Source organism: Streptomyces sp. SCSIO 75703, from assembly GCF_036607905.1.
GTDB lineage: Bacteria > Actinomycetota > Actinomycetes > Streptomycetales > Streptomycetaceae > Streptomyces.
Map to the genome: position 1 here is coordinate 1,671,288 of NZ_CP144555.1, position 19,499 is coordinate 1,690,786.

At 72.0% G+C, this 19,499-nt stretch carries 23 protein-coding genes and 1 pseudogene; 23 read left to right on the forward strand and 1 reads right to left on the reverse strand.

Features of this window, described 5'->3' with window-relative positions:
- Nucleotides 1-8 precede the first annotated feature (8 nt).
- The 4 genes from VM636_RS07135 (at nucleotide 9) to VM636_RS07150 (ending at nucleotide 5,077) form a co-directional block, all read left to right on the forward strand.
- Complete coding sequence (locus VM636_RS07135) at nucleotides 9-1,481, forward strand: SCO6880 family protein (RefSeq protein ID WP_338483992.1); 1,473 nt, start codon at nucleotides 9-11, stop codon at nucleotides 1,479-1,481.
- A gap of 100 nt (nucleotides 1,482-1,581) precedes the next feature.
- Nucleotides 1,582-2,043: a DUF6238 family protein gene (locus VM636_RS07140; RefSeq protein ID WP_338483994.1), complete on the forward strand. Its 462-nt coding sequence runs from the start codon at nucleotides 1,582-1,584 to the stop codon at nucleotides 2,041-2,043.
- A gap of 28 nt (nucleotides 2,044-2,071) precedes the next feature.
- Nucleotides 2,072-3,586: an ATP-binding protein gene (locus VM636_RS07145; RefSeq protein WP_338483996.1), complete on the forward strand. Its 1,515-nt coding sequence runs from the start codon at nucleotides 2,072-2,074 to the stop codon at nucleotides 3,584-3,586.
- A 912-nt stretch (nucleotides 3,587-4,498) separates the two neighbouring features.
- Nucleotides 4,499-5,077 carry a hypothetical protein gene (locus VM636_RS07150; RefSeq protein ID WP_338483998.1) on the forward strand — a complete coding sequence of 193 codons (579 nt, stop codon included), beginning with the start codon at nucleotides 4,499-4,501 and terminating at the stop codon, nucleotides 5,075-5,077.
- Nucleotides 5,078-5,100: 23 nt separating this feature from the next.
- Here VM636_RS07150 and VM636_RS07155 read toward each other — a convergent pair whose 3' ends face one another.
- Nucleotides 5,101-5,292, reverse strand: coding sequence for a hypothetical protein (locus tag VM636_RS07155; protein ID WP_338483999.1), 192 nt, complete (start codon nucleotides 5,290-5,292; stop codon nucleotides 5,101-5,103).
- 203 nt (nucleotides 5,293-5,495) lie between these two features.
- Here VM636_RS07155 and VM636_RS07160 point away from each other — a divergent pair, with 203 nt between their 5' ends.
- The 19 genes and pseudogenes from VM636_RS07160 (at nucleotide 5,496) to VM636_RS07250 (ending at nucleotide 19,472) form a co-directional block, all read left to right on the forward strand.
- A complete protein-coding gene (locus VM636_RS07160; protein WP_338484001.1) occupies nucleotides 5,496-5,954 on the forward strand; it encodes a hypothetical protein in 459 nt (152 codons plus the stop codon).
- Nucleotides 5,951-6,914, forward strand: a pseudogene (locus VM636_RS07165) (hypothetical protein). The gene VM636_RS07160 and the pseudogene VM636_RS07165 overlap by 4 nt, the downstream one beginning before the upstream one ends.
- A 37-nt stretch (nucleotides 6,915-6,951) precedes the next feature.
- Nucleotides 6,952-7,173, forward strand: coding sequence for a hypothetical protein (locus VM636_RS07170; protein WP_338486320.1), 222 nt, complete (start codon nucleotides 6,952-6,954; stop codon nucleotides 7,171-7,173).
- A 134-nt stretch (nucleotides 7,174-7,307) separates the two neighbouring features.
- Nucleotides 7,308-8,450 carry an AAA family ATPase gene (locus tag VM636_RS07175; RefSeq protein ID WP_338484003.1) on the forward strand — a complete coding sequence of 381 codons (1,143 nt, stop codon included), beginning with the start codon at nucleotides 7,308-7,310 and terminating at the stop codon, nucleotides 8,448-8,450.
- Nucleotides 8,447-10,246, forward strand: coding sequence for a hypothetical protein (locus VM636_RS07180; protein ID WP_338484005.1), 1,800 nt, complete (start codon nucleotides 8,447-8,449; stop codon nucleotides 10,244-10,246). Before VM636_RS07175 ends, VM636_RS07180 begins: the two co-directional genes overlap by 4 nt.
- 135 nt (nucleotides 10,247-10,381) lie before the next feature.
- Nucleotides 10,382-10,873, forward strand: coding sequence for a hypothetical protein (locus VM636_RS07185; protein ID WP_338484007.1), 492 nt, complete (start codon nucleotides 10,382-10,384; stop codon nucleotides 10,871-10,873).
- Between the two features lie 99 nt (nucleotides 10,874-10,972).
- Nucleotides 10,973-11,410 carry a hypothetical protein gene (locus VM636_RS07190; RefSeq protein WP_338484009.1) on the forward strand — a complete coding sequence of 146 codons (438 nt, stop codon included), beginning with the start codon at nucleotides 10,973-10,975 and terminating at the stop codon, nucleotides 11,408-11,410.
- Nucleotides 11,407-12,012 carry a hypothetical protein gene (locus VM636_RS07195; RefSeq protein WP_338484011.1) on the forward strand — a complete coding sequence of 202 codons (606 nt, stop codon included), beginning with the start codon at nucleotides 11,407-11,409 and terminating at the stop codon, nucleotides 12,010-12,012. Before VM636_RS07190 ends, VM636_RS07195 begins: the two co-directional genes overlap by 4 nt.
- The gene (locus tag VM636_RS07200; RefSeq protein ID WP_338484013.1) at nucleotides 12,009-12,857 is read left to right on the forward strand and encodes a relaxase/mobilization nuclease; all 849 of its coding nucleotides are present in this window, start codon (nucleotides 12,009-12,011) and stop codon (nucleotides 12,855-12,857) included. Before VM636_RS07195 ends, VM636_RS07200 begins: the two co-directional genes overlap by 4 nt.
- A gap of 13 nt (nucleotides 12,858-12,870) precedes the next feature.
- The gene (locus VM636_RS07205; protein WP_338484015.1) at nucleotides 12,871-13,575 is read left to right on the forward strand and encodes a hypothetical protein; all 705 of its coding nucleotides are present in this window, start codon (nucleotides 12,871-12,873) and stop codon (nucleotides 13,573-13,575) included.
- Nucleotides 13,576-13,601: 26 nt separating this feature from the next.
- The gene (locus VM636_RS07210) at nucleotides 13,602-14,360 is read left to right on the forward strand and encodes a hypothetical protein (protein ID WP_338484017.1); all 759 of its coding nucleotides are present in this window, start codon (nucleotides 13,602-13,604) and stop codon (nucleotides 14,358-14,360) included.
- Nucleotides 14,357-15,016, forward strand: coding sequence for a hypothetical protein (locus VM636_RS07215; RefSeq protein ID WP_338484018.1), 660 nt, complete (start codon nucleotides 14,357-14,359; stop codon nucleotides 15,014-15,016). The genes VM636_RS07210 and VM636_RS07215 overlap by 4 nt, the downstream gene beginning before the upstream one ends.
- A gap of 17 nt (nucleotides 15,017-15,033) precedes the next feature.
- On the forward strand, nucleotides 15,034-15,693 hold the full coding sequence (locus tag VM636_RS07220; protein ID WP_338484020.1) for a hypothetical protein: 660 nt from the start codon (nucleotides 15,034-15,036) through the stop codon (nucleotides 15,691-15,693).
- A gap of 22 nt (nucleotides 15,694-15,715) precedes the next feature.
- A complete protein-coding gene (locus VM636_RS07225; RefSeq protein ID WP_338484022.1) occupies nucleotides 15,716-16,102 on the forward strand; it encodes a hypothetical protein in 387 nt (128 codons plus the stop codon).
- Nucleotides 16,099-16,902: a DUF317 domain-containing protein gene (locus VM636_RS07230; protein ID WP_338484024.1), complete on the forward strand. Its 804-nt coding sequence runs from the start codon at nucleotides 16,099-16,101 to the stop codon at nucleotides 16,900-16,902. Before VM636_RS07225 ends, VM636_RS07230 begins: the two co-directional genes overlap by 4 nt.
- A gap of 26 nt (nucleotides 16,903-16,928) precedes the next feature.
- Nucleotides 16,929-17,282 carry a hypothetical protein gene (locus tag VM636_RS07235; protein WP_338484026.1) on the forward strand — a complete coding sequence of 118 codons (354 nt, stop codon included), beginning with the start codon at nucleotides 16,929-16,931 and terminating at the stop codon, nucleotides 17,280-17,282.
- Nucleotides 17,273-18,094: a DUF317 domain-containing protein gene (locus VM636_RS07240; protein ID WP_338484028.1), complete on the forward strand. Its 822-nt coding sequence runs from the start codon at nucleotides 17,273-17,275 to the stop codon at nucleotides 18,092-18,094. The genes VM636_RS07235 and VM636_RS07240 overlap by 10 nt, the downstream gene beginning before the upstream one ends.
- A 239-nt stretch (nucleotides 18,095-18,333) precedes the next feature.
- Nucleotides 18,334-18,693 (forward strand): hypothetical protein, encoded by a 360-nt coding sequence (locus VM636_RS07245; RefSeq protein ID WP_338484030.1) that lies wholly within the window; start codon nucleotides 18,334-18,336, stop codon nucleotides 18,691-18,693.
- A gap of 2 nt (nucleotides 18,694-18,695) precedes the next feature.
- Nucleotides 18,696-19,472: a DUF317 domain-containing protein gene (locus VM636_RS07250; RefSeq protein ID WP_338484032.1), complete on the forward strand. Its 777-nt coding sequence runs from the start codon at nucleotides 18,696-18,698 to the stop codon at nucleotides 19,470-19,472.
- Nucleotides 19,473-19,499 lie beyond the last annotated feature (27 nt).

Here is a 19,499-nt window from a genome sequence, read left to right on the forward strand (position 1 = left end):
CGCCCCTCATGACTGATCTTTCTATCGCCCCGGTCACGGTGAAGTTCCCGCACCGGAGCCGCCGCGGCATCCTCCTCGGCCTCGCCCTGCCCCAGCTCGTCCTCGTCTCCTGCACGCTGGCCCTGCTGCTGGTGACGGTGATCTCCACCGGGCTGCTCGGCGCCGTTGCCCTGGCACCGCTGTGGGCGGCATCCGGTGCACTCGTCGCGATCCGCCGCCACGGCCGCTCCCTCATCGACTGGGCACCGATCGTCACCCGGTACGCGCTCCGCCGCCGCACCGGCCAGACCCTCTGGCTCGCCCGGCCCGTCACTCGGCCCCGGCAGGACGGCGTCCTCCACCTTCCCGGCACCGCCGCTTCCCTCAAGGTTGTCACCCCCGGCGATTCCGCCAACGGAGCCGCAGCTGTCCACGACCCGCACCAGCAGACCCTGACCGCCATCGCCCGCGTCAGCAGCCGTGCTTTCGCCCTTCTCGACCCGGCCACCCAGAACCACAACGTGAGCAGTTGGGGGCGCGCGCTGGCAGGTATCGCCCGCACCGGGCACGTCGCCACCGTGCAGGTGCTGGAGCGCACCGTGCCCGACAGCGGTGACACGCTCACCCGCCACTGGACCCAGAACGGGCAGCCCCAGGCCCCCGTCGCCGGACAGATCTACTCCGAACTGGTCGCCTCGGCCGGCCCGGCCGCCGCTCCGCACGAGACCTACCTCGCCATCTCCCTCGACCTCAGGGCCGCCCGGCGCCTGATCTCGCAAGCCGGGGGAGGGCTGCCTGGGGCGTTCACCGTCATGGAGCAGACCACCGCGTCCATCGCCCAGGCCGCCCGCAACGCCGGCCTGTTGGTCACCGGGTGGCTGAGCGCGCGGGAGATCGCCGCCGTCATCCGCACCGCCTACGACCCCAAGGCGCTCGCCGCGCTCCAGCAGTGGTCCGAGACCGGCAGTGCCGAGGCCGACCCTGCAGCCGCCGGTCCCGTCGTGCAGTTCGAGGAGTACGACCGCCTCGCCACCGACAGCGCGCGGCACGCGACGTACTGGGTGGAGAACTGGCCGAGAACCGAGATGGGGGCCGGGTTCCTGCACGGGATCATGTTCACGGCCGGCGTGCGCCGCACCCTGTCCCTTGTTTACGTGCCGCAGGGGCTTGAGTCCGCACTGCGAGACGTCCAGCGTAAGAAGGCCGCGATCATCGCCGACGCCAACGAGCGCGCCCGCCGCGGGCAGGTCGACTCCGAAGAGGATTCCGTCGAGTACGCCGACGTCAAAACCCGCGAGCGCCAGCTCATCGCCGGGCACGCGGACGTGGCGCTGACCGGCCTGGTCACCGTCACCGCCGAGACCGACGCTCTCCTGGACGCCGCCTGCGCACAGATCGAGACACACGCCGTCACCTCCGGAGTCGACCTCCGCAGACTCAACTACCAGCAGCCGGACGCCTTCGCCCTCTCCGCGCTCCCGCTCGCCCGCACCGCCCTGTGAACCAGCAGCTCCCGTGCGCGCCCTGGCCCACTGCCCTCCGGATCACCCGCGACGGGACGCCCGTCGCCGCCCTGCCGACCGGCAGGAAGGACCACCACCTTTGACCTCTCCCCCGCGCCCCGACGACGCGCACCCCTACCTCCGCGCCGCGAGCGCCGGCATCCGCTACCACGCACGATCCCTGGCGCCGTCGGACGCAGACCCGCCCCGGCCCGTGGACCGTCTGCACCTCGACGTCCTGCACGCCCACCTCACCGCCCTGCTCCAGCTCCTGGACCGGCTCGCCAACCACACCCGGCCCCTGCACCCGGCCGCCGGACGCCACCTGGCCACCGCCCACACCAGGCTCTGGCAGGCCACCACCGAAGTCCACGCCGCCTTCCACCTGCTGCCCGGCACAACCGAGGCCACCACCGCGACGAGCGCCTGTCATCCGGAACGGCTCCCCGACGGCCCGCCCGTGCTGACGATCTGCCAACGCCACCTCGCCGCCGGACACGTCGTCCGCCGCAAGACCACCCCCACCGACCTCCGCCCGCACATCACAGCCTGCGTGCGATGAGTACCACCCGCAGAATCGAGGGCCCCCGATGAGCCACCGGCCCGCCCGCCGCGCCCGCCGCGCGTCCGCCAGCCCGCTGTTCACCCCCCACGGCACCGACCGCGCCAGCCGCAAGGCCGCCCGCCGCCAGCTCGCCGAGGCCACCGCCAAAGCACGAGCCGAAGCCAGCGCCCACCAGAGCGAAAGCATCTGCCCCGAGCAGCAGATGCCCGCCCCGCTCTACCCACCGAGCGGACGTCCCGGTCCCGCCTCCGCCCGCGGGAACCGGCTGAAGCTGCCCGCCCACCGCATGACCACCGCGGTCGCGGCCGGCGCCTATCCCTTCCTCGCCGAAGGCGGACTCGGCGCTGAGGGCATCTACATCGGACGCGACGTCCACGCCGAGGCGTCATTCGTCTTCGACCCGTTCGCTCTGTACGGCAAGGTCGAGGGGTTCACCAACCCGAACTTGCTCCTCGCCGGTGTGATCGGCCAGGGCAAGAGCGCGCTGGCCAAGTCCTTCGCGCTGCGGTCGGTCGCCTTCGGCTACCGCGTCTACGTCCCGTGCGACCCGAAGGGCGAGTGGACTCCGGTCGCGGAAGCCCTCGGCGGCCGGTCCGTCGCGCTCGGGCCCGGACTGCCCGGACGCCTGAACCCCCTGGACGCGGCCCCGCGCCCGGACAGCGTGGCCGAGGCCGACTGGGTCGGCGAGATCCGCAAGCGGCGCCTGCTCCTGCTCGGCTCCCTGGCCCGGACCGTCCTGGGCCGGGACCTGATGCCCATGGAGCACACCGCCCTGGACGTCGCCCTCGACTCCGTCGTCACCCGCGCCGTCGACACACACCGCACCCCGCTCCTCGGCGACATCGCCGCCACCCTCAACAACCCGAACGCGCTCGACGAGGCCGCCGGGATGATGTCGGGCCAACTCGGCGACGCAGCCCGCGACCTGGCCCACGCCATGCGCCGATTGGTTCACGGCGACCTGGCCGGCATGTTCGACGCCCCCTCCACCGTCGCCTTCGACCCGAGCGCGCCGATGCTCACCATCGATCTGTCCCGCCTCGGCGGATCCGGAGACGACACCGCCCTCGTCCTCGCGATGACCTGCGCGAGCGCCTGGATGGAATCCGCCCTCTCCGACCCCGGCGGCGGCCGGCGCTGGATCGTGTACGACGAGGCATGGCGCCTGATGCGGCACGTCGGCCTCCTGCAGCGCATGCAGGCTCAGTGGAAGCTCAGCCGCGGCCTCGGCATCGCCAACCTCATGGTGATCCACCGGCTGTCCGACCTGCTCACCGCCGGCGACGTCGGATCACAGGGCCGCGCCCTGGCCGAGGGCCTCCTCGCCGACTGCTCCACCCGGATCATCTACCGCCAAGAGACCGACCAGCTCCACGCCGCGGCCTCCCTGCTCGGCCTGACCTCCGTGGAGATGGACGCCATCGCCCACCTCAACCGAGGGCGCGGCCTGTGGAAGGTCGCCGGCCGATCCTTCATCGTGCAGCACCTCCTGCACAGCCACGAACTGGCGCTCTTCGACACCGACGCCCGGATGCACTGAAAGGTTCAGCGCTTCCTTGCGCCTCTGACCCGCTGGGAGGGACCGCCGGAGCCTCCGCCGTCCCGGCCTGGCGGTCTCCACCGCTGACCGCGCCGGAGCCGTGAACTGTTCGTGCGGCAGATCGCCACCCCGGCGGAGTTCGACCGCAACGACCTGCAGCCCGCACCAGCCCGAAGGACTCCTGCATCATCTCCCGCGACCCAGACTTCGAGCTCTACGACAACGTCGGCCGCGACGCCGACCAGATCCAAGCCGCCCGGTACAACCTCGCCACCCGCAGCGACCTGAAGCGGTGGGCACGACGCGACGCACAGCCCTTCCGCGCCGCGCACCCCCTACCCGACCAGCCCTGGCCAGCGCCCGACCTCACCCCATACCTGGACGCCCTCGCCGCAGCCCGAACCCCAGCGGAGATCGACGCGGTCACCGACCACGTCCTGGACGCCGCCGAACCTACACTGCGCGTCCTGAGCGACTTCCTCGTCGCCGCCGCCCGGTGGAAGCAGGAGAACCGCGACGCGGCCAAGGGATCACCTTCACACCTGCTGATGACAGCGGCCAGCCGAGCGCTGTCGGTCCTGGCCCTCGCCGACGAAGCCGGTCTGAAGAGGCTGCGCGCCGAATATGACCCAGCCCCAGCCCCCACCGCGCCAGCCGACGCCTCGCGGGGAGCTACCGCGGGCCTGCCGCCCGCTCCCCCCACCAGCGGCCCGGCGCCTCGCCGTTAGCTCTTCTCCATCGGCCGTGCCCGTGCGCGCCCTGACCCACTGCACTCCGGACCAACCCGACGCCACAGCCGTCGCCTCTCTGCCCGCCGGCAGGAAGGAGCACACCCTTTGATCTCTCCCCTGCGCCCGGACGACCCGCACGCCTACCTGCGGGCCGCAAGCGGCGGCAGCCGCAGGAGGAGCCATGGCCGCTGACGAAACGACCACCCCGGAACCCCGCCCGGTACCGCTCGCGCCACTGCCCGACCACCGCAACGTGCACACGCCGGGGTGGCGGGAGCTGTGGCGTCGCCACGCACACATCATCACTCCACTGCGGGCACGCGGGCTGCAGTGCGACATCGAATTCGGCCTCAGCACCTACAACGTACGCGTCTCGCTCCCCGACGACAGCTACCTGATCATCAGTCCGCCGCACGACCCGCCCTCCGAGCGACCGCCCGATGAGCCGGGGGGCTGGATCGCCACTCGCGAGCACCCCGACGACCAGACGCTGTTCGAGGTCATCTACGACTCGGCGCCCTCCGTCGATCCCAGTGCTCCACAGCGGCCCGAAGCCCGCCACGGCGGCAGCGCCGAACCCCTGATCGAGGCGCTCGACCACCGCCTCGCCCAGCTTGGGCTGCTCCCGCACCCCGTCTTGCCCCACGAAAACTCACACGTGCCCCCAGCCCAGCCGTCAGCCCCGCCCGAGGCCCGGAGTGTCCCCAGCACACCACACCCTGGCCCCGCTACGTCTACGGCGACGCGCTGCGCGATCTGACCGACCGGCTCAACGCACCCGAGTCACCAGCGGATGCCGCTGCCCTGCTGCACCAGATCCTGGAACCCACCGACGGCCTGCTGGCGCAGCTCGGCGAGTTCTTCGAAGCAGCCGGGGAGAAGGCCAAGGAAGCCGAGGAAGACGACGGCTTCGACCTGTCCTTCGACCTCGCCGACGCCGCCGCCGACATCCGCAACCTCTCCGAGGTCCTGCACGTGGCCGAGGACCGCATGCCAGCCCTCACTCCGCTCGCGCCAGCACCACGACTGCCCTCCAGCCCGGCCTAGGCGTCACCCCTCCCGCCACGGGTCCTCCCGCCGACATCGCCGAAAGCCGCCTCACCGGGCCGACGGGCAGGAACGCTGGTTCGCTGCCACTGACCGTTCCACCCCGACAACGTCCGGAGACTTCCGCCCCTTTGCACCCTGACACCCACTTCTCCTTCGGCGACCACAAGGAACACGGCTTCGTCGCCTCCTTCACCTCCTCGATTCCCCAGCACCTCGCCCACTGGTTCCTGGAGCGCGAGCAGTTCGAGCCCGTCCCCGGTGAACCCGGGCTGTACCGCCTCAGCGAGCCCGAGCGCGACGGAGTCCGCCGCACCCGCCAGGCCGTCCACGACCTGCGCCGCCACGGTTACACCGTGCAGGCCGACATCCGCCTCAACCCGGCCCTCTCCACCGGCTCGCTGCGCCCCGTCCGGCCCCACGGGTTCCAGGAGCGACGCAGCAGGCTCGCCCAGGCCGCCGCCGGCCGAACGACGCAGCGCTCCACACCGCCCACCACCACCCCGCCGTCGGCCCGGCCGATCCCGCCGAAGCCCACCTACGCTCCCACCGTCCACCTGACGGCCGCAGCCGCCGGGCGGTCCCGATGACACCCGCGAACAGCCCGGCCCCCGACAGTCCGCTGCCGACAGCGTCCGCACTGGCCAGCAAAGCACGCGACTTCCGGCTGCGGATGGCCGTCATCGACTGCGAGACCGATGCCGCCCTCGACATGACACGCGACCGCCACGGCCGCACCGTCCACGCAGACGCCGCCGCAGCCGCACGAGCCCACCGTGACAAGGCGGCGCTGGAGGCGTACACCACCCACCTCGCCCCGCACGCCGAGGCTCTCCTCGATGCCGCCCGACTCGCGCTCGACGAGTTGCCGCCCGCCCGGTACCTGACCGGGTGGCGGGCCGTCCTGGACGGCCTGGCATCGTCCGCCGCCGAGATCCGCCGGGCCCTCGACCGGCCGGCCGCGCCCGGCTCCCCCGCCGAACGTGCTCAGCACGCGACCCTGTGGCCGCACCTCACCGCCTGGGCGGACCACAGCCCGATCGCCAGCAACCTCGCCGGCCAGCGCGACGGCCAGCACCACAGGGCTCCGCTGACCGACAAGGATCAGCAGCTGTGGACCGACAGGGCCCGGGCCGCGGTTTAACCGCCCGACACCGGCCCCGGAGCTGTCCCTGCAGGACCTCATCCGCGACGTCGTCGAAGGCCACAGTGCCGGTGACGCATCGAACGCACTCCTGGGAGCTGCCCAGCGGGGCTACGCCGCCGGCCCGATGGTCCGCCTGCAGGAACTTCTTGAGACGAGCGGCCAGTTCGCCAGCGCCCTGGAGACCGTGCAGGGCCGCCAGATCGCCGCCCGCCTCTCAGCGCTGGGCCGGCAGATCGAGTTCCTCACCCGCGAAGTCGAAGAGGCAGCCGAAGACCTCGGTGCGACCGTCGCCGTCCTGCCCCCGCACCGCACCCCCGTGCTGCGCACCCGCCCTCGCCCGGCCGTGGGCACCACACCGCCCGCGCCGCCGCCCCGCGCCAGCATGACCGCCCGCCACCGATAGGAGATCCGCTTTGCCCGAAGCACCAGCAGTGCCGTTCATACCGATCCGGCACACCATCACCGGCGAGATCACCACCACCGGCTACAACGCCGCCGCCCGGCGGATCCTGCTCCAGGACGGCTTCGAAGAAACGCCCGGCTGCGCCTGCCGAGTAACGGGACCCGGTACCGAGCTCACGAACGGGCCTGCTCGCCAGCCAGCCAGCTGCTCATCGCCAGCCATCCCGTGCCCCTGGACCGAGCCCTCGGCCGGCCGGTGAGCGCCGACGGCGGCCGGCCTCTTTAGCCCATCGCCCACTCCTCCCCCACCCACACCTGTTGAAGGGTTCTCGTTTTGACCACACCCGGGCCTACCAGACCAGCGCGTACCAAGGGCGGCGAACTACGGGCCAAGGTGGCCCGACTGCTGGCCGACCGGCCGGCGGACAAGCTCACTATCGGGGACATGGCCAGGCAGCTGGGCCACTCCCACGGCGCCGTCCGCAACGCCGCCCTCACCCTGGTGCGACGCGGCGAGGCCGACCAAAGCGGGACCGGTCAACCGGAGTTCCACGCGAACGGGAAAACCGCCGCCGCCGCGCAGACCGCTGTGATCAGCCCACCGGGCACCCACTCTCCCCGCGCTCAGGCGGCCACGGCCCGTACGACCTACACCGCAGCAGCCACGCCCAGGCAGACTGGCCCGATCCGCCGCGCGGGGGGCCAGCTCTACCACCCCCGGGAGCTGGCCGATCTGCCCGACGTCGAGGCGTTGAATCGCTTGCGCGACGCCGACGTGCCGGTGCTGCTCTACGGCCCTCCGGGCACCGGCAAGACGAGTCTGGTCGAGGCGGCGTTCCCGGACCTGCTCACCGTCGCCGGCGACGGCGACACCACGGTCGGCGACTTGATCGGCGAGTACACACAGGACGACGCCGGAGCCTACGTCTTCCAGTACGGTCCGCTGGTCACCGCGATGACCGAGGGCCGCGCCCTGCTGATCGACGATGCCACCTTGATCTCACCGAAGGTCCTGGCGGCGCTGTATCCCGCGATGGACGGGCGCAGGCAGATCCAGATCAAGGCCCACAAAGGCGAGACCATCAAGGCCGAGCCGGGCTTCTACGTGGTGGCGGGCCACAATCCCGGCGTCCACGGCGCGGTGTTGACGGAGGCGCTCGCGAGCCGGTTCAGCGTGCAGATCCAGATCGGCACGGACTATGACCTCGCCCTGGCCCTGAGGATCGATGCCCGGGTGGTCCGGGTCGCCCGACACCTCTCCCGTCAGGTCGAACTCGGCGAGCTGGGCTGGGCCCCCCAACTGCGGGAACTGCTCAGCTACCAGAAGACCGAGGCCGTCCTCGGCACCAAGGCCGCGCTCGCGAACCTGGTAGGCATCGCTCCTGTGGAGGATCGCGACGCCGTCGCCGACGCCGTCATGAAGGCTGTCGGCGTCAAAAAGATCGCTCCTCTCACCCTCGGCAAGCAGCTCCCCGCCTCGGCTGCCCGGCAGCCCCCGGGCAGCACCGGCTCCACACACCGGGGCCGCCCGCGATGAGCGCCCACCACCATGTCCAGTCCCCCGCCACCACGCCGGACGACGACGCCGACCTCGCGCGCTGGGAGGACGACGGCGCCCCGCCCGCGCAACCCCGCTCCTCCCCGGCCGCGTGGCTGCGCGTGGGAGCCGAACTCGGCGACCGGCTCGTCGCCCTCTCCGGCCGCCAGGACCTCCTCGTCACCTGCCGCCCCGGCACGCGCAGCGGCGCACCGGCCGCCTACTTCCCCACGCTGGGCGAGGTCGAGTTCGACGCCCGTCTGTTCGCCCCGCTTCAGCCCCACGAGATCCATCCGCGGATCGTGGGCGACGAGGAGCGGTATCCCGCCGCCTGGGGAGTGTTCGTCCACGAGGCCGCGCACGCGGCCCACTCCGTCTGGACACAGCCTGCCGGAGCCAACCCCCGCGTCGTCGAGGCCGCGCTCCTGCTGGAGGAGAGCCGCGTCGAAGGCGCGCACCTGATCACGCGGCCCACGGACCGCACGTACCTGCGCACCAGCGCCCGGACCCTGGTCATGCCCGACATCGCCCACCCCACCCTCCAGGGCATCGAGCAGGCCGCCGTCGTGGCGGCCCTGATCCTCGGCCGCCGTGACGTCGGCATCCTGGACGCCGGCGAGACCCGGGCCGTCGCCGATCTGTGCGAAAAGGTGCTGGGCGCAGACCTGCTGGCCACACTCACCCGCATCTGGACCGCAGCTCACCAGTGCGCCGACCACGACGCCACGACCATGCTCGCGCACGGCCAAGAATGGTGCGACGCTCTGGACGCCACGGCCCCCGCCCTGCCCGTGCCGGAGGGCCTCTCCGATCTGCTGTCCAGCGCCGTGGGGGTCGTCATGGACAGCACGGCAGCCACCGACGCGGCCGATCTCGCGGCACAGGACGCAGCGGCCAACGCCATGGCGTCGCGGTCCAAGGCGCAGGCTCAGGACCGCGCCCAGCGAGCCGGCCAGCGACGCAAAGCCGCCGCCACCGCCAAGTCGGTGTTCAACGCCCGTGGCACCACCGTCAACCCCGACGGCACACCGGCGCCCTCCGGCAACCCGGTCACCGGCACCCGCAGGCCCACCGCCGCCGAGCAGAGTACCGCCGCGCGCCTGAGCCGCGCCCTGCGTGCCGCCGCCTACCGCGAGCGGACCGAGGAGCGGACCACCAGCCCCACCCCGCCCGGCCGCCTCAACATGCGCGCGGCCCTCGCCCGCGACGCTCAGCGCGCGGCCGGGTCGGTCCCCACCGCGGAACCGTTCACCCACACCCGCCGCCGGAACTCCCCCACCCCACCGCTGCGTGTGGGGATCGCCGTCGACGTCTCCGGCTCCATGCGTGCCGCCTGCGCGCCCGTCGCGTCCGCTGCCTGGATCGTGGCACGCGCAGCCGCCCTGACCGACCCCGACTCCCGTACCGCCACCATCGCCTACGACAGGCACCTGACCGCGCTGACCCGACCCACCCACCGAGCACCAGAGCGCGTGACGACGTTCGATGCCACCGGCGGCCACCACAACCTCGGCGACGCCATCGACGCACTCGACCACGGCCTCGAACTCAGCCGCCCCGGCGCCGGCCGCCTCCTCGTGATCGTCACCGACGCCCGGTACGGCAGCGACGAAACCGCTCAAGCCGTCACCCGCGTCAAGCAGCTCACGACCGCCGGCTGCGCTGTACTCCAGCTCACCCTCAGCGCGGAATCCCGCCACTTGCCGGGGACCACCTTGCTGCACCTGCCCCAGCCCTCCAGCGCTCCCGCCGCCATCGCCAAGGCGGCCACAGACGCCATCCGCAGGACCCGCTGAGACGACGCAGAAGGCGCAAGCATCCCCGAGACCACCGCCAAGCACTCCAGACCACTACGAAAGGCACTCGATTTGAAGCCCCAGACCAGCAGCCCGACCTCGAACGTGACACCCATCAAACGGAGTTCTCCGGGGGTGAGTACGCACTGGACCGTGGAACACGCCTGCTCCCACCGGGTAGATCATGACCTGTCCAACCGCCCCGCCGACAAGCGGGCCGGCTTCGCCCGTTGGCTCGCGTCGAAGGACTGCACCGACTGCTGGAAGGCGGCGCGCGCCGCCGACTCCGAGTCCAAGCAGGAGTGGCTCGCGGCGAAGCGCGCCGAGGAGCAGGAGGCAGCCGCCACCTGGGCCAAGCAGTTCGACATGCCGCAACTGGAGGGCCCGGAGAAGGCCCTGGACTGGGGTGAGCGCTCCCGCCATCAGTTGATGACGGCCGCGCACACCGCCCTGGTGGTCGAGGGCGGTTGGAACGAGGCGGACTGGGCGGAGCTGGAGGAGAAGGCCCGTTCTATCACCCGTGCCGGATGGTGGATCGACCAGCGCGACGCCGAAGGCACTGACCTGCTCGAACTCCTCGACGCAGCCACCGAGGCGGACCGCGGATCTGAGAACCCGTTCCGCTGACGGCGGGCAACATAGCCGGGAAACGCCGGTTAGCCAAACCGGCGTTCCTCCGGACTATTGATGCTCCCACCCCGCCAGCCATCGCGTGGAAGGAACCGCGTGCTCCCTCCGTCCTGGGACCATCAACCCACCCCCGTCACCGCCCTCACCCCCGACCCGCTCACTCCCACCCGAGATATCACCCACGCCCACTTCCAGGCCGGGGACACTGTCGTCGTCCTCAAGGGGGTGGCCGGCGGAGAACTGTGGGGAGACTCCATGCGCATCGTCGCCCCCTCCTGGCACACCCCCACCGACGAGGACGGATGGCGACTGCGTGATCCCACTGGCGGTGCCCAGTCCTACGTCACCGCTCACCCCCGCTACCTCGTGCACCTCTCGCGCCGCTGCCCGGACTGCCTGATCTACCTGCGGGCCATGGAAGACGCCCTCCTTACGCGGTTCGCCGGCCGCGACGAGCTGATCGACTGCGGCTGGTACACCACCACCGCTCTGGGCCAGTTCGTGCACACCGCAGACAGCAGGGGCGGCCGGTGACTCCCCCCATGAACCGCCCCGACCGTGCCGCTGCGCTCCACAAGGCCAGGGCCCGAGCCACCGCAACGCCGGACGATCCCTCCTGGCCGCTGCACCTGGCCGAAGACCTCCACGGCATCCGGGCCGACTGGAAAACCTCAGCCGAGGTGTGCGCGGATGCTGCCTGGGCGGCACGGTCAGCCGGCCGCAGCGTCCTGGACCTGCTGTCCCCGGAGGATGTCCACGCAACGAACCGCGATCCGGTCACCACCCGCACCTTGGCCCATCTGTACCTGAGCGCCCTTCGGTTCGACTTCCGCTGCCCCACCCTCCAGCGCCTCGTCGAACAGCTCGCGCAGCCCGCGCGTCTGGCCCTCAGCTCCCGGCCCGCCCTCGCCACCGGCACCGACCCGATCGTCCTCTTCCGCGTGGCGGGTGCCCTGCGCCGGCTGGGCCGGTACGACGAGGGGCTGAGCGCCATCGACAGGGCGATCGACTGTCTGCCGCCGGGAGACATCTCGGTTCACGCCGACCTGGTCCGCGAGCGCTCGCTGCTCTGTGCAGCCCGCGACCTTCATCAGCACCGGTCACCCACCCGCACGTCGAGCGGGGCGACGTCGTGATCCCCCGCCTGCATGCAAGGGCCCACTCGCCGCGCGAACCGCTGGCCGAGGCGCTCGGGCGGCCCCTTTCCCCGAACGAGGGCCTGACGGAGTACACCGTGGTCGCCCACTGGCCGGGCCTGGACTACTACACCCCGGACGACGAGCAGAGGACCTGGACATCGGTTGAGTGGGCCGAGCACCTCGAAGATCCCTACCTGGAGCATCCGTTCGCCGCCAGCCCGGACGACGACCGGCACGCGATCCTCCATCTCGACGTCCGGCTCCATCCGGACGACCGGGAGCTGACAGGTCCCGAGTGGTCCGAAACTGCCCACCGGTTCGCGCGGGCCGCTGGTATCGAGGTACCCGGTGCCGCAGAGCACGGCTGGCGGTGGATCGCTGTCCAGGGCCAGCCCGGACGTCTGGACCTGATCGCCACCCTGATCCACCTCGACGGCACTTGGCGCACCCCTCCCGCCGACATCCTGCGACGGCTTGTGGACGAAGCACGCCGCATCGAGCAGGACCTGAACCTGCTCCCCGTCCGCACCGGCACCACGCAGTGGTCCGCTGCCCATACGGTCCCCAGCGCATCGGCGCAGCTCGCCGGCGTCCTCACGCAGCTCGCCGACGAACAGGCCGGCCCGCTGGCCACGGTCCGCGGACTGGCCGAGCACACCGCTTACCGGATCGCCCGCCAACCGGGGGCTGCCGGCACGGACACGGCGCACCGTCTGGAGCTGATCGCCCGCCGCCTCCATGCGATTCAGCAGGACCTGTACGCCACTGCGGCCCATCTGGCCCAGCCCCGGGTCGCCGCCGCACCGGCTGCGGCCCGGCGCACCGCCCACCGATCTTTGTAGGAGAAACGTCTCTTTGCCCCGCACCACCGGCCGCTTGCTGGACATCCGCTGTGACCCCCACTCCGGCGAACTCCTCGCCCGCGGGGGCGACGCTGAGGCGCACAGCATTCTCCAGCGCGCGGGATTCGTCGCTGTCGTCCGCCTCCACGAGAGCTACCACCGCGCCCCCGCCGGCCTGACCGAGGACGAGGAGTCCCGTCTCGCCACCGATGCCGTAGGGCGCCTGCGGGCCGTCGGGTACCACGTCGACTGCGACGAGCGCTTCGACACCGAAGCCCGCCCCGCCAGCTATCCCACGCTCGGCGCCTCGGTCTCCCACCTCGCCGAACGCCTGCGCGAGGCCACCGACACCGCCGAGGCAGCCGACATCCTCACCGAACTCACCGCGCCCCACGACGGCATCCTCGCCGGGTTCGAGGAAACCCTCGGCGCCCTGGCGGAGTTCTTCGACGGCCTCGGCGACGCGAGCGATCCGTACACCGCCGGGCGCCTGCGCTACCTCGCCGACGCATACGTCCGCGTCATCCGCTCCGACCTCGCGCACACCCGCGGACGGCTGGCCGACCAACACGCCCCTCACCCCGGCCGCCGCGCCTGCACAGAGCAGGTTCCCGACCATGAGCCCGAACGCTCCGCGGTGTGCGCCTGCCCGCCCCCGCCGCGTGTCCTGCCAGCCCCGGCACCGCCACCCGTCGGTGCCACCCACCTGCGCCGCTAACGCCCCTGCAACTGCCCAAGGACACCATGCACGACCACGTCAACTCCGAGCGCCTTGCCTCTTACGCAGACGTCCTCGCCGGCGAACTCCCCGACACCTGGACCAGCACCCACCTGACGGGCGACGCCAAGGACGACCTCGCCGACCTCACCGACCGCATCTGGGACCTGGACCTGGTCGCCGCCTCCCTGGCCGAACGCCCCCTGCAGCAGGCAGCCGTCCTCAGCCGCCCCGACGGCGCCCAGCTCGTCCTGATCGACCGGCACGACGAACGCGACGGCTTCCTCCTCGCCGCCGTCGCCCCGCACGCCCTGCCGGACGAGGCGTACCGCGGCGTCCCCGAGCCCAACGGCATCGCCCTGCCCGACGACCCGTTCCTCGGCGCCGAGCAGGTCGCCGGCGATCTCCTCGTCCGCTACGACCGTGCGCTCGCCCAGGTCCGGCACAACACCCTGGACGGCATCCAGCCCTCCCAGCCGGACCGGGTCGTCCTGACCTGGCAGCCGGATGGCAGCGTCGCCACCGCCGCCGCCGACGACCGGGCCGGCACCATCCTCGCCGCCCACGGCTTCATCCAGGACCCGCACAGCGGCATCTACCGCCTGAGTGGCGACGACACCCAGGCTCAGGCCCGCGCGCTGCGCGAGATCGGCCCGCAGCTCGACGCGCTCGGCATCGGCACCGCCCTCCAGCACCCCGCCGGACGCCACGCGCCCACCTCCGCCCCAGCCTCCATGCCGCCGGCCCCCGCTGGCGCCCGCACATCCACCGCCAGGACGCGATGAACCAGACGGAGCCCGACTTCTGGGTCCTGGAGTACGTCACCATCACCAAGGACCCCCGCACCGGTCTGGTCGTGGCCATCGGCGGCACCGAGCAGGCAGCAGACGTCCTTCAGCGGACCGGCGGCTTCCTCACCTCTCCCGGGCCCCGCGGGGACTACCACCGTCTTCCGCACGGCCTGCCCATCGAGCAGCAGCGCCTGAAGGCGACCACCGCCTCGCACGCCCTGCTCGCCGCCGGCCACAGCGTCCACCTCGACCCCGCCCTGAACATGCTGGCCGCCCCCGACGGCGACCGTGACGCAGCCCTGCGCTACGTCACCCAACTCGCCGAGCGGGCCTCGGCCGCCGAGACCAGCAGCGAGATGGCCGAAGTCCTGACCGAGGTCGCGGCCCCCGTGCACGGGCTGCTGCCCCTGACGAGAGAAGTGATCGTCCGCGCTTGGATCGCCGCCAGTGATCTACACGGCGCCGCGCCCGGCGAGGAACCCGAGCCCATCGCACGGCTCGGTAGCACCGCCAACTCCCTGAGCGAAGCCGCCCGCGTCATCCTGCACGCCCGCAACCACGCCGCCCGCCCGGCGCAGCGGCCAGTGACCGCACCGGCCCCGACACCGGCAGCGGGCCGTGCACAGTCCCCGGTTTCCCGCCGCCGCTGACCCCGGAGAAGAAACGTATGGCCAATCTGGCCGACGAGTACGGCACAGACGTAGAGATCTACATCAAGGCCCTGACGACCACCATCCGCACCGACACCCCCACCGGCGCTCCCGCCGGCCTCCACGACCTGCTGGAACAGCTCGGCCTCGAACGCCACGAATACCCCACAGGCGAGCCGCTCTACCTCTGGCACACCGTGCCCGATCACCTCGGTGCCGAGGAGCAGAAACGCCTGGCGAACCGCGCCATCCCCGCCCTGCTCCTGGCCGGATACACGGTCAACTGCGACCCCGAGGTCTTCGACGAGGCCCTCTACCAGCAGGCCGTGCACCGTCTCCGGGCGCGCGGCCCGCCCTGCCCCGCAGCAACCGGCGCCCGCCAGTTCCCCTCGCGCCCCCGCACCGGCCCGCCGCACCCCGTGAGCCCGGGCGGCCCCGGCACCGCCCCGGGGCCGCCCACCTCCCCGCCGCCCAACTCCACGGAGAAACCCGTAGCAGAACGCACACCCGCACCGATCAGCCATCGGCTCAAACCCCGGCTCGCAACCGCCCTGTTCCGCCGCTATCTACGCGCCTGCATCACGGCCGGCCCCGACCGCGCCTCCCCACTGGCCGGCGCCCGCCCGGACGCCGTCCCCACCGAGGCGCAACGCGTCGGGCAGCGCCACCACCACTGAACGTCCACGCACCCGGAGGAGCATGTCCCACCCAGCCCCCTACCCGGTGAGACTGGCCGACGAGATCACCCGCCAGCTCGGCCAGCTCTCCGACCACCTCTCTCAGCTTCCCCCGCCCCAGGCAGCGCAGGTCATCGCACGCGTCCTCGACCCGGACAACGGAGTTCTCGGCGGCGTCACTCACCTCGTCGCCACCGGCAGTTACTTCGCCAAGGACCAGGCCGAGCAAGGCACTCTCCCTGCGGAGGTGTGGCTCGCTCTGGGCCGCGCCGCGCACGAACTACACGACATCACCCTCGACCTGGACGAACACCAAGGCACCCTTCATCGCGTCGGCACCCAGCCCGCCACCACTGCGGCGGCGAAGCCCCCGGCGCCCGCACCGCTCGTCGTGCGGCGGCGCCGGTGAAGAAGAAGCAGTGGCAGGGCTGGGGGCCGGACGAGCAGGCCGAGCAGCACTACCTCGTCCAGCCCCGCGCCCTGGCCGGCGGGGGCGATGTCCGGCACGTCTCGGAGTTTTTGCGCGCCTCGGGCTGGCGGGACAAGTCCAAAACGGGGGGCCCGCTGCTCATGGAGAGCCCGGACCGCGCCGTCCGTGTCGCCTACGATCCCTACGTCCTGCCCGGTGGATGGACCATCCACGGCCGGGCAAACGGGGCGAACGCCGAGTGGTCCGCGCACTTGGGCCAGCAGACTCCGGTGGAGATCGTCTCCGGTCTGACCGACGCCCTCACCCGCCCCCGCTCCGCACACGCCCCCAACGTCTGGGCACCTCTGCAGGAGCAGAACTGGCACACGCGGTTCGAGGGCCAGGACTACACGGCGACCAGCCCCGACGGCACCGCATGGATGCATTACCACCAGGACGTCGACGGCTCGGCGATGTGGTGGACCGGAGCGCAGGACAAGCAGGGTAACGGCTGGACTGCCAACTTCACGCCGAACACGCCAATGCACCTGGTCCAAGCCTTCTCAGCCGAACTCGCCGGCCCGGACCCCGTGATGCGCCCACGCGGACGCGTCCCGCACAGCGCCCAGATCCGTACCTGGTCGGTCTCCGTCAAGCCCTCCCAGCTCAGTGCCTGGCGACAGGCCCGGATCACCGCTGCCCGTGCCGCTACCTGGGCCCGCACCACCGCCGGAAGCTCCCGGCCACGCGCCACCGCCCGTCCCTACACCCCGGCCGGCAGCGCCCGGACCCGCCGCTGACCTGAATCCCCGTCTCAAGGAGCCCGATGCCCGTCCCCACCCCGGAATCCCTGCGCACCCTGACCGAAACGCTGTCGGATGTCACCGAGTACCTGCGCGAGAGCCCCGACCCCGCCGAAGCCCTCACCCTCGTCGAGCCGCTCCTCGACGAGTACACGGGCCTGCCCGTCCAACTCGCCGACGCCCTGCGTGCCCTCGCCCGCACCATCCAGGAGCACCAGGCCATCCCCCGCACCGCGCACGTCAACCTCCTGCTCGCCGAGCTGCGCTCCGCTGCCTGGGAGCAGACCGACCAGCACACCCTCCACTACGTCCTGGACGAGCTGCGTGCGCTGCACGACGACGCCGAGAGCGAGCAGGGGTGCAGCCGGTGCCGTTGAGCGAACGCCAGCTCGACGCCTTCGCCGACAAACACGCTAGGCAGATCTTCTTCGACACCAGCCCTCGCTACCTCGCCGGTCCGGGCGACGCCCGCCACGTCACCCACGGCCTGGCCGCGGCCGGATGGGCCACGGTCTCCGACCCGCTGAGCGCCGAGATCGTGATGGTCAGCCCCGATCACCGCTACCGTCTGCAGTTCGACCCGCAGTCCGCCACCTCCGCCTGGTGGCGGCTGCGGGCCGCCCCCGGCGACAACGATTACGGCTGGTACGCCGAGTTCGGTGAACTCGTGCCGGCCGAGGTCCTCTCCGGCCTCACCGACGCCCTCATCACACCACCCTCACCCCAGCCGGACCCCTGGCAGCCGGTGACCAGCGCAGGCTGGCAGCGCGACGATGCCGGGACAGCGCTCTCTCCGGACGCACGGTGCCGCATCGAACACCGCGCCATGAGTGAGTTCCATGAAGGGCCGTACTGGCACATCGAGGTCAGGACAAGCAGCGACGAATCATTCCCGGGCCCGCGGATCTGGCACGCCTACCTTGATGAGCACGTTCCCGATCACCTGGCCGGCGCCTTCCTCGGTGCCCTGGCCGACCTCCGGCCCCTGCAGCGCGGCATGTTCGACCGCACCGCTCACCACCGAGCCGTCCAGGAGCCCAGTCCGCTGCGCCCACAGCAGGTAGTCGACGCGCATACCGCCCGGGTAAAGACGATCCGAGCACAGGCCCGCGCCGGGCGCCGTCAGCAGACCGCCTCCGCGATAGCCCCGGCGCCCACCACCGCCGTCCAGCCGGCCGCCCGCCGCTGACCTCAAAGGATGCTTCCATCTCCCGCACCACGAACCACGGCCGCCGCGCCTCACTGCGGCGCCTCAACCGCTACCTGCGCCACAGTGAACGGATCCTGGCGTCCTGGGACGCCTTCACCGAGTTCAACACTGACCTGGACGGCTGGCCCCTCGACGAGGACGCCTACGGCTACCGGGCCGCCGTCCGTGACGCAGACACCGCCGCAGCGTTCGCTGGCATCCGCCCTGGCGCCCGCCAATTGCTGGCCACCGCCCGGCTCCAGCTCCAGCACCTGCCCGCACACCTCACGCGGGATACCTGGCCCGGGCAACTGACCATCCTGGAGGAGGCACTGAGCCATCTCGACGCCCTGGACGCGCAGTGGCGCCAGACCCAGGCCCAGTTCCCCGAGGGCGCCGGACCGGGCAGCGAAGCGTACGTCGACGCGCTGGACGAGCACCACGCAGAGTGCTGGAGCTATCTGGACGACTGGGCCTGCCACGGCCGCGTCATCCTCGACATCCAGGCCGCCGCACGCCGAGCACCGTCCCGGCCGAAGCGCCCGCAGTTCCCCGCCCTGACGTCCCGGCGCAGCGGACACGGTGCGAGGGGATGGTGACCATGCCCGACCGCCCCGCCAACGTCGACATCGACTTCGTCGCCCCGCGTCACCTGGCCGGCGGCGGCGATGCAGCCTGGATCACCGTCCCTCTCCACCGTGCCTGCGGCTGGAGCTTCGGTCACGACCCCCTGATGCCCCGCGTCCTGCTTTCCAGCCCCGACCAGAAGGCTCTCCTGCGGCTGGAGCCCGACCCCGACGGACGGTGGTGGACTCTGCAGCACGCCCCCGCGCCGGGCCGGCCCGCCTGGTTCGCCTGCTTCGATGCTCGCACCCCCGTTGAGATGATCGCTGCGTTCACCGATGCGCTGACCGATCCCACGGCCGATCCAGCAGACAACTGGGATCCGCAGGAGCCGCTTCTGACAGCGGGCTGGTCTCCGGCCTACAGCCACCACCGGCTCGCCTCACCCGACGGCACCGTCCGCGTCGAGGCCGACGAGACAACCGGGGCCTGGTGGGTCGACACCGCCCTCCGCGACTTCCGGACTCTCCTGTGGCAAGCCCACTTCAGCGAGCACACCCCACCCCACCTGATCACCGCGTTCACCGCCGCGCTCACCGATCCCCGACCGGTGCCCCGCTCCGCAGGCCCCTCCAGCCTCCCGACTCGCAACCCGGACCTCATCACCCTCTCGCACCGGGAAGTACCCGCCACGCAGGTCGCCGGCGCCCTGGAAGAACGCATCCGCTCCCTCACCGCACGCCGATCCGGCCCACCGGCGAGGAGTACGCACCCTCCGCAACGGCCGCAGGCCGAGCGCCACCGCCTGCGCTGATTCTCCGTCCCCGCCTGGAAGTACCTA

What these genes read in the sequence shown, in the direction of transcription:
- VM636_RS07145 (WP_338483996.1), top strand. Translation starts at nt 2,072, where the DNA reads ATGAGCCACCGGCCCGCCCGCCGCGCCCGCCGCGCGTCCGCCAGCCCG.
- VM636_RS07215 (WP_338484018.1), top strand. Translation starts at nt 14,357, where the DNA reads ATGAACCAGACGGAGCCCGACTTCTGGGTCCTGGAGTACGTCACCATC.
- VM636_RS07250 (WP_338484032.1), top strand. Translation starts at nt 18,696, where the DNA reads ATGCCCGACCGCCCCGCCAACGTCGACATCGACTTCGTCGCCCCGCGT.
- VM636_RS07220 (WP_338484020.1), top strand. Translation starts at nt 15,034, where the DNA reads ATGGCCAATCTGGCCGACGAGTACGGCACAGACGTAGAGATCTACATC.
- VM636_RS07210 (WP_338484017.1), top strand. Translation starts at nt 13,602, where the DNA reads ATGCACGACCACGTCAACTCCGAGCGCCTTGCCTCTTACGCAGACGTC.
- VM636_RS07180 (WP_338484005.1), top strand. Translation starts at nt 8,447, where the DNA reads ATGAGCGCCCACCACCATGTCCAGTCCCCCGCCACCACGCCGGACGAC.
- VM636_RS07150 (WP_338483998.1), top strand. Translation starts at nt 4,499, where the DNA reads ATGGCCGCTGACGAAACGACCACCCCGGAACCCCGCCCGGTACCGCTC.
- VM636_RS07135 (WP_338483992.1), top strand. Translation starts at nt 9, where the DNA reads ATGACTGATCTTTCTATCGCCCCGGTCACGGTGAAGTTCCCGCACCGG.
- VM636_RS07225 (WP_338484022.1), top strand. Translation starts at nt 15,716, where the DNA reads ATGTCCCACCCAGCCCCCTACCCGGTGAGACTGGCCGACGAGATCACC.
- VM636_RS07235 (WP_338484026.1), top strand. Translation starts at nt 16,929, where the DNA reads ATGCCCGTCCCCACCCCGGAATCCCTGCGCACCCTGACCGAAACGCTG.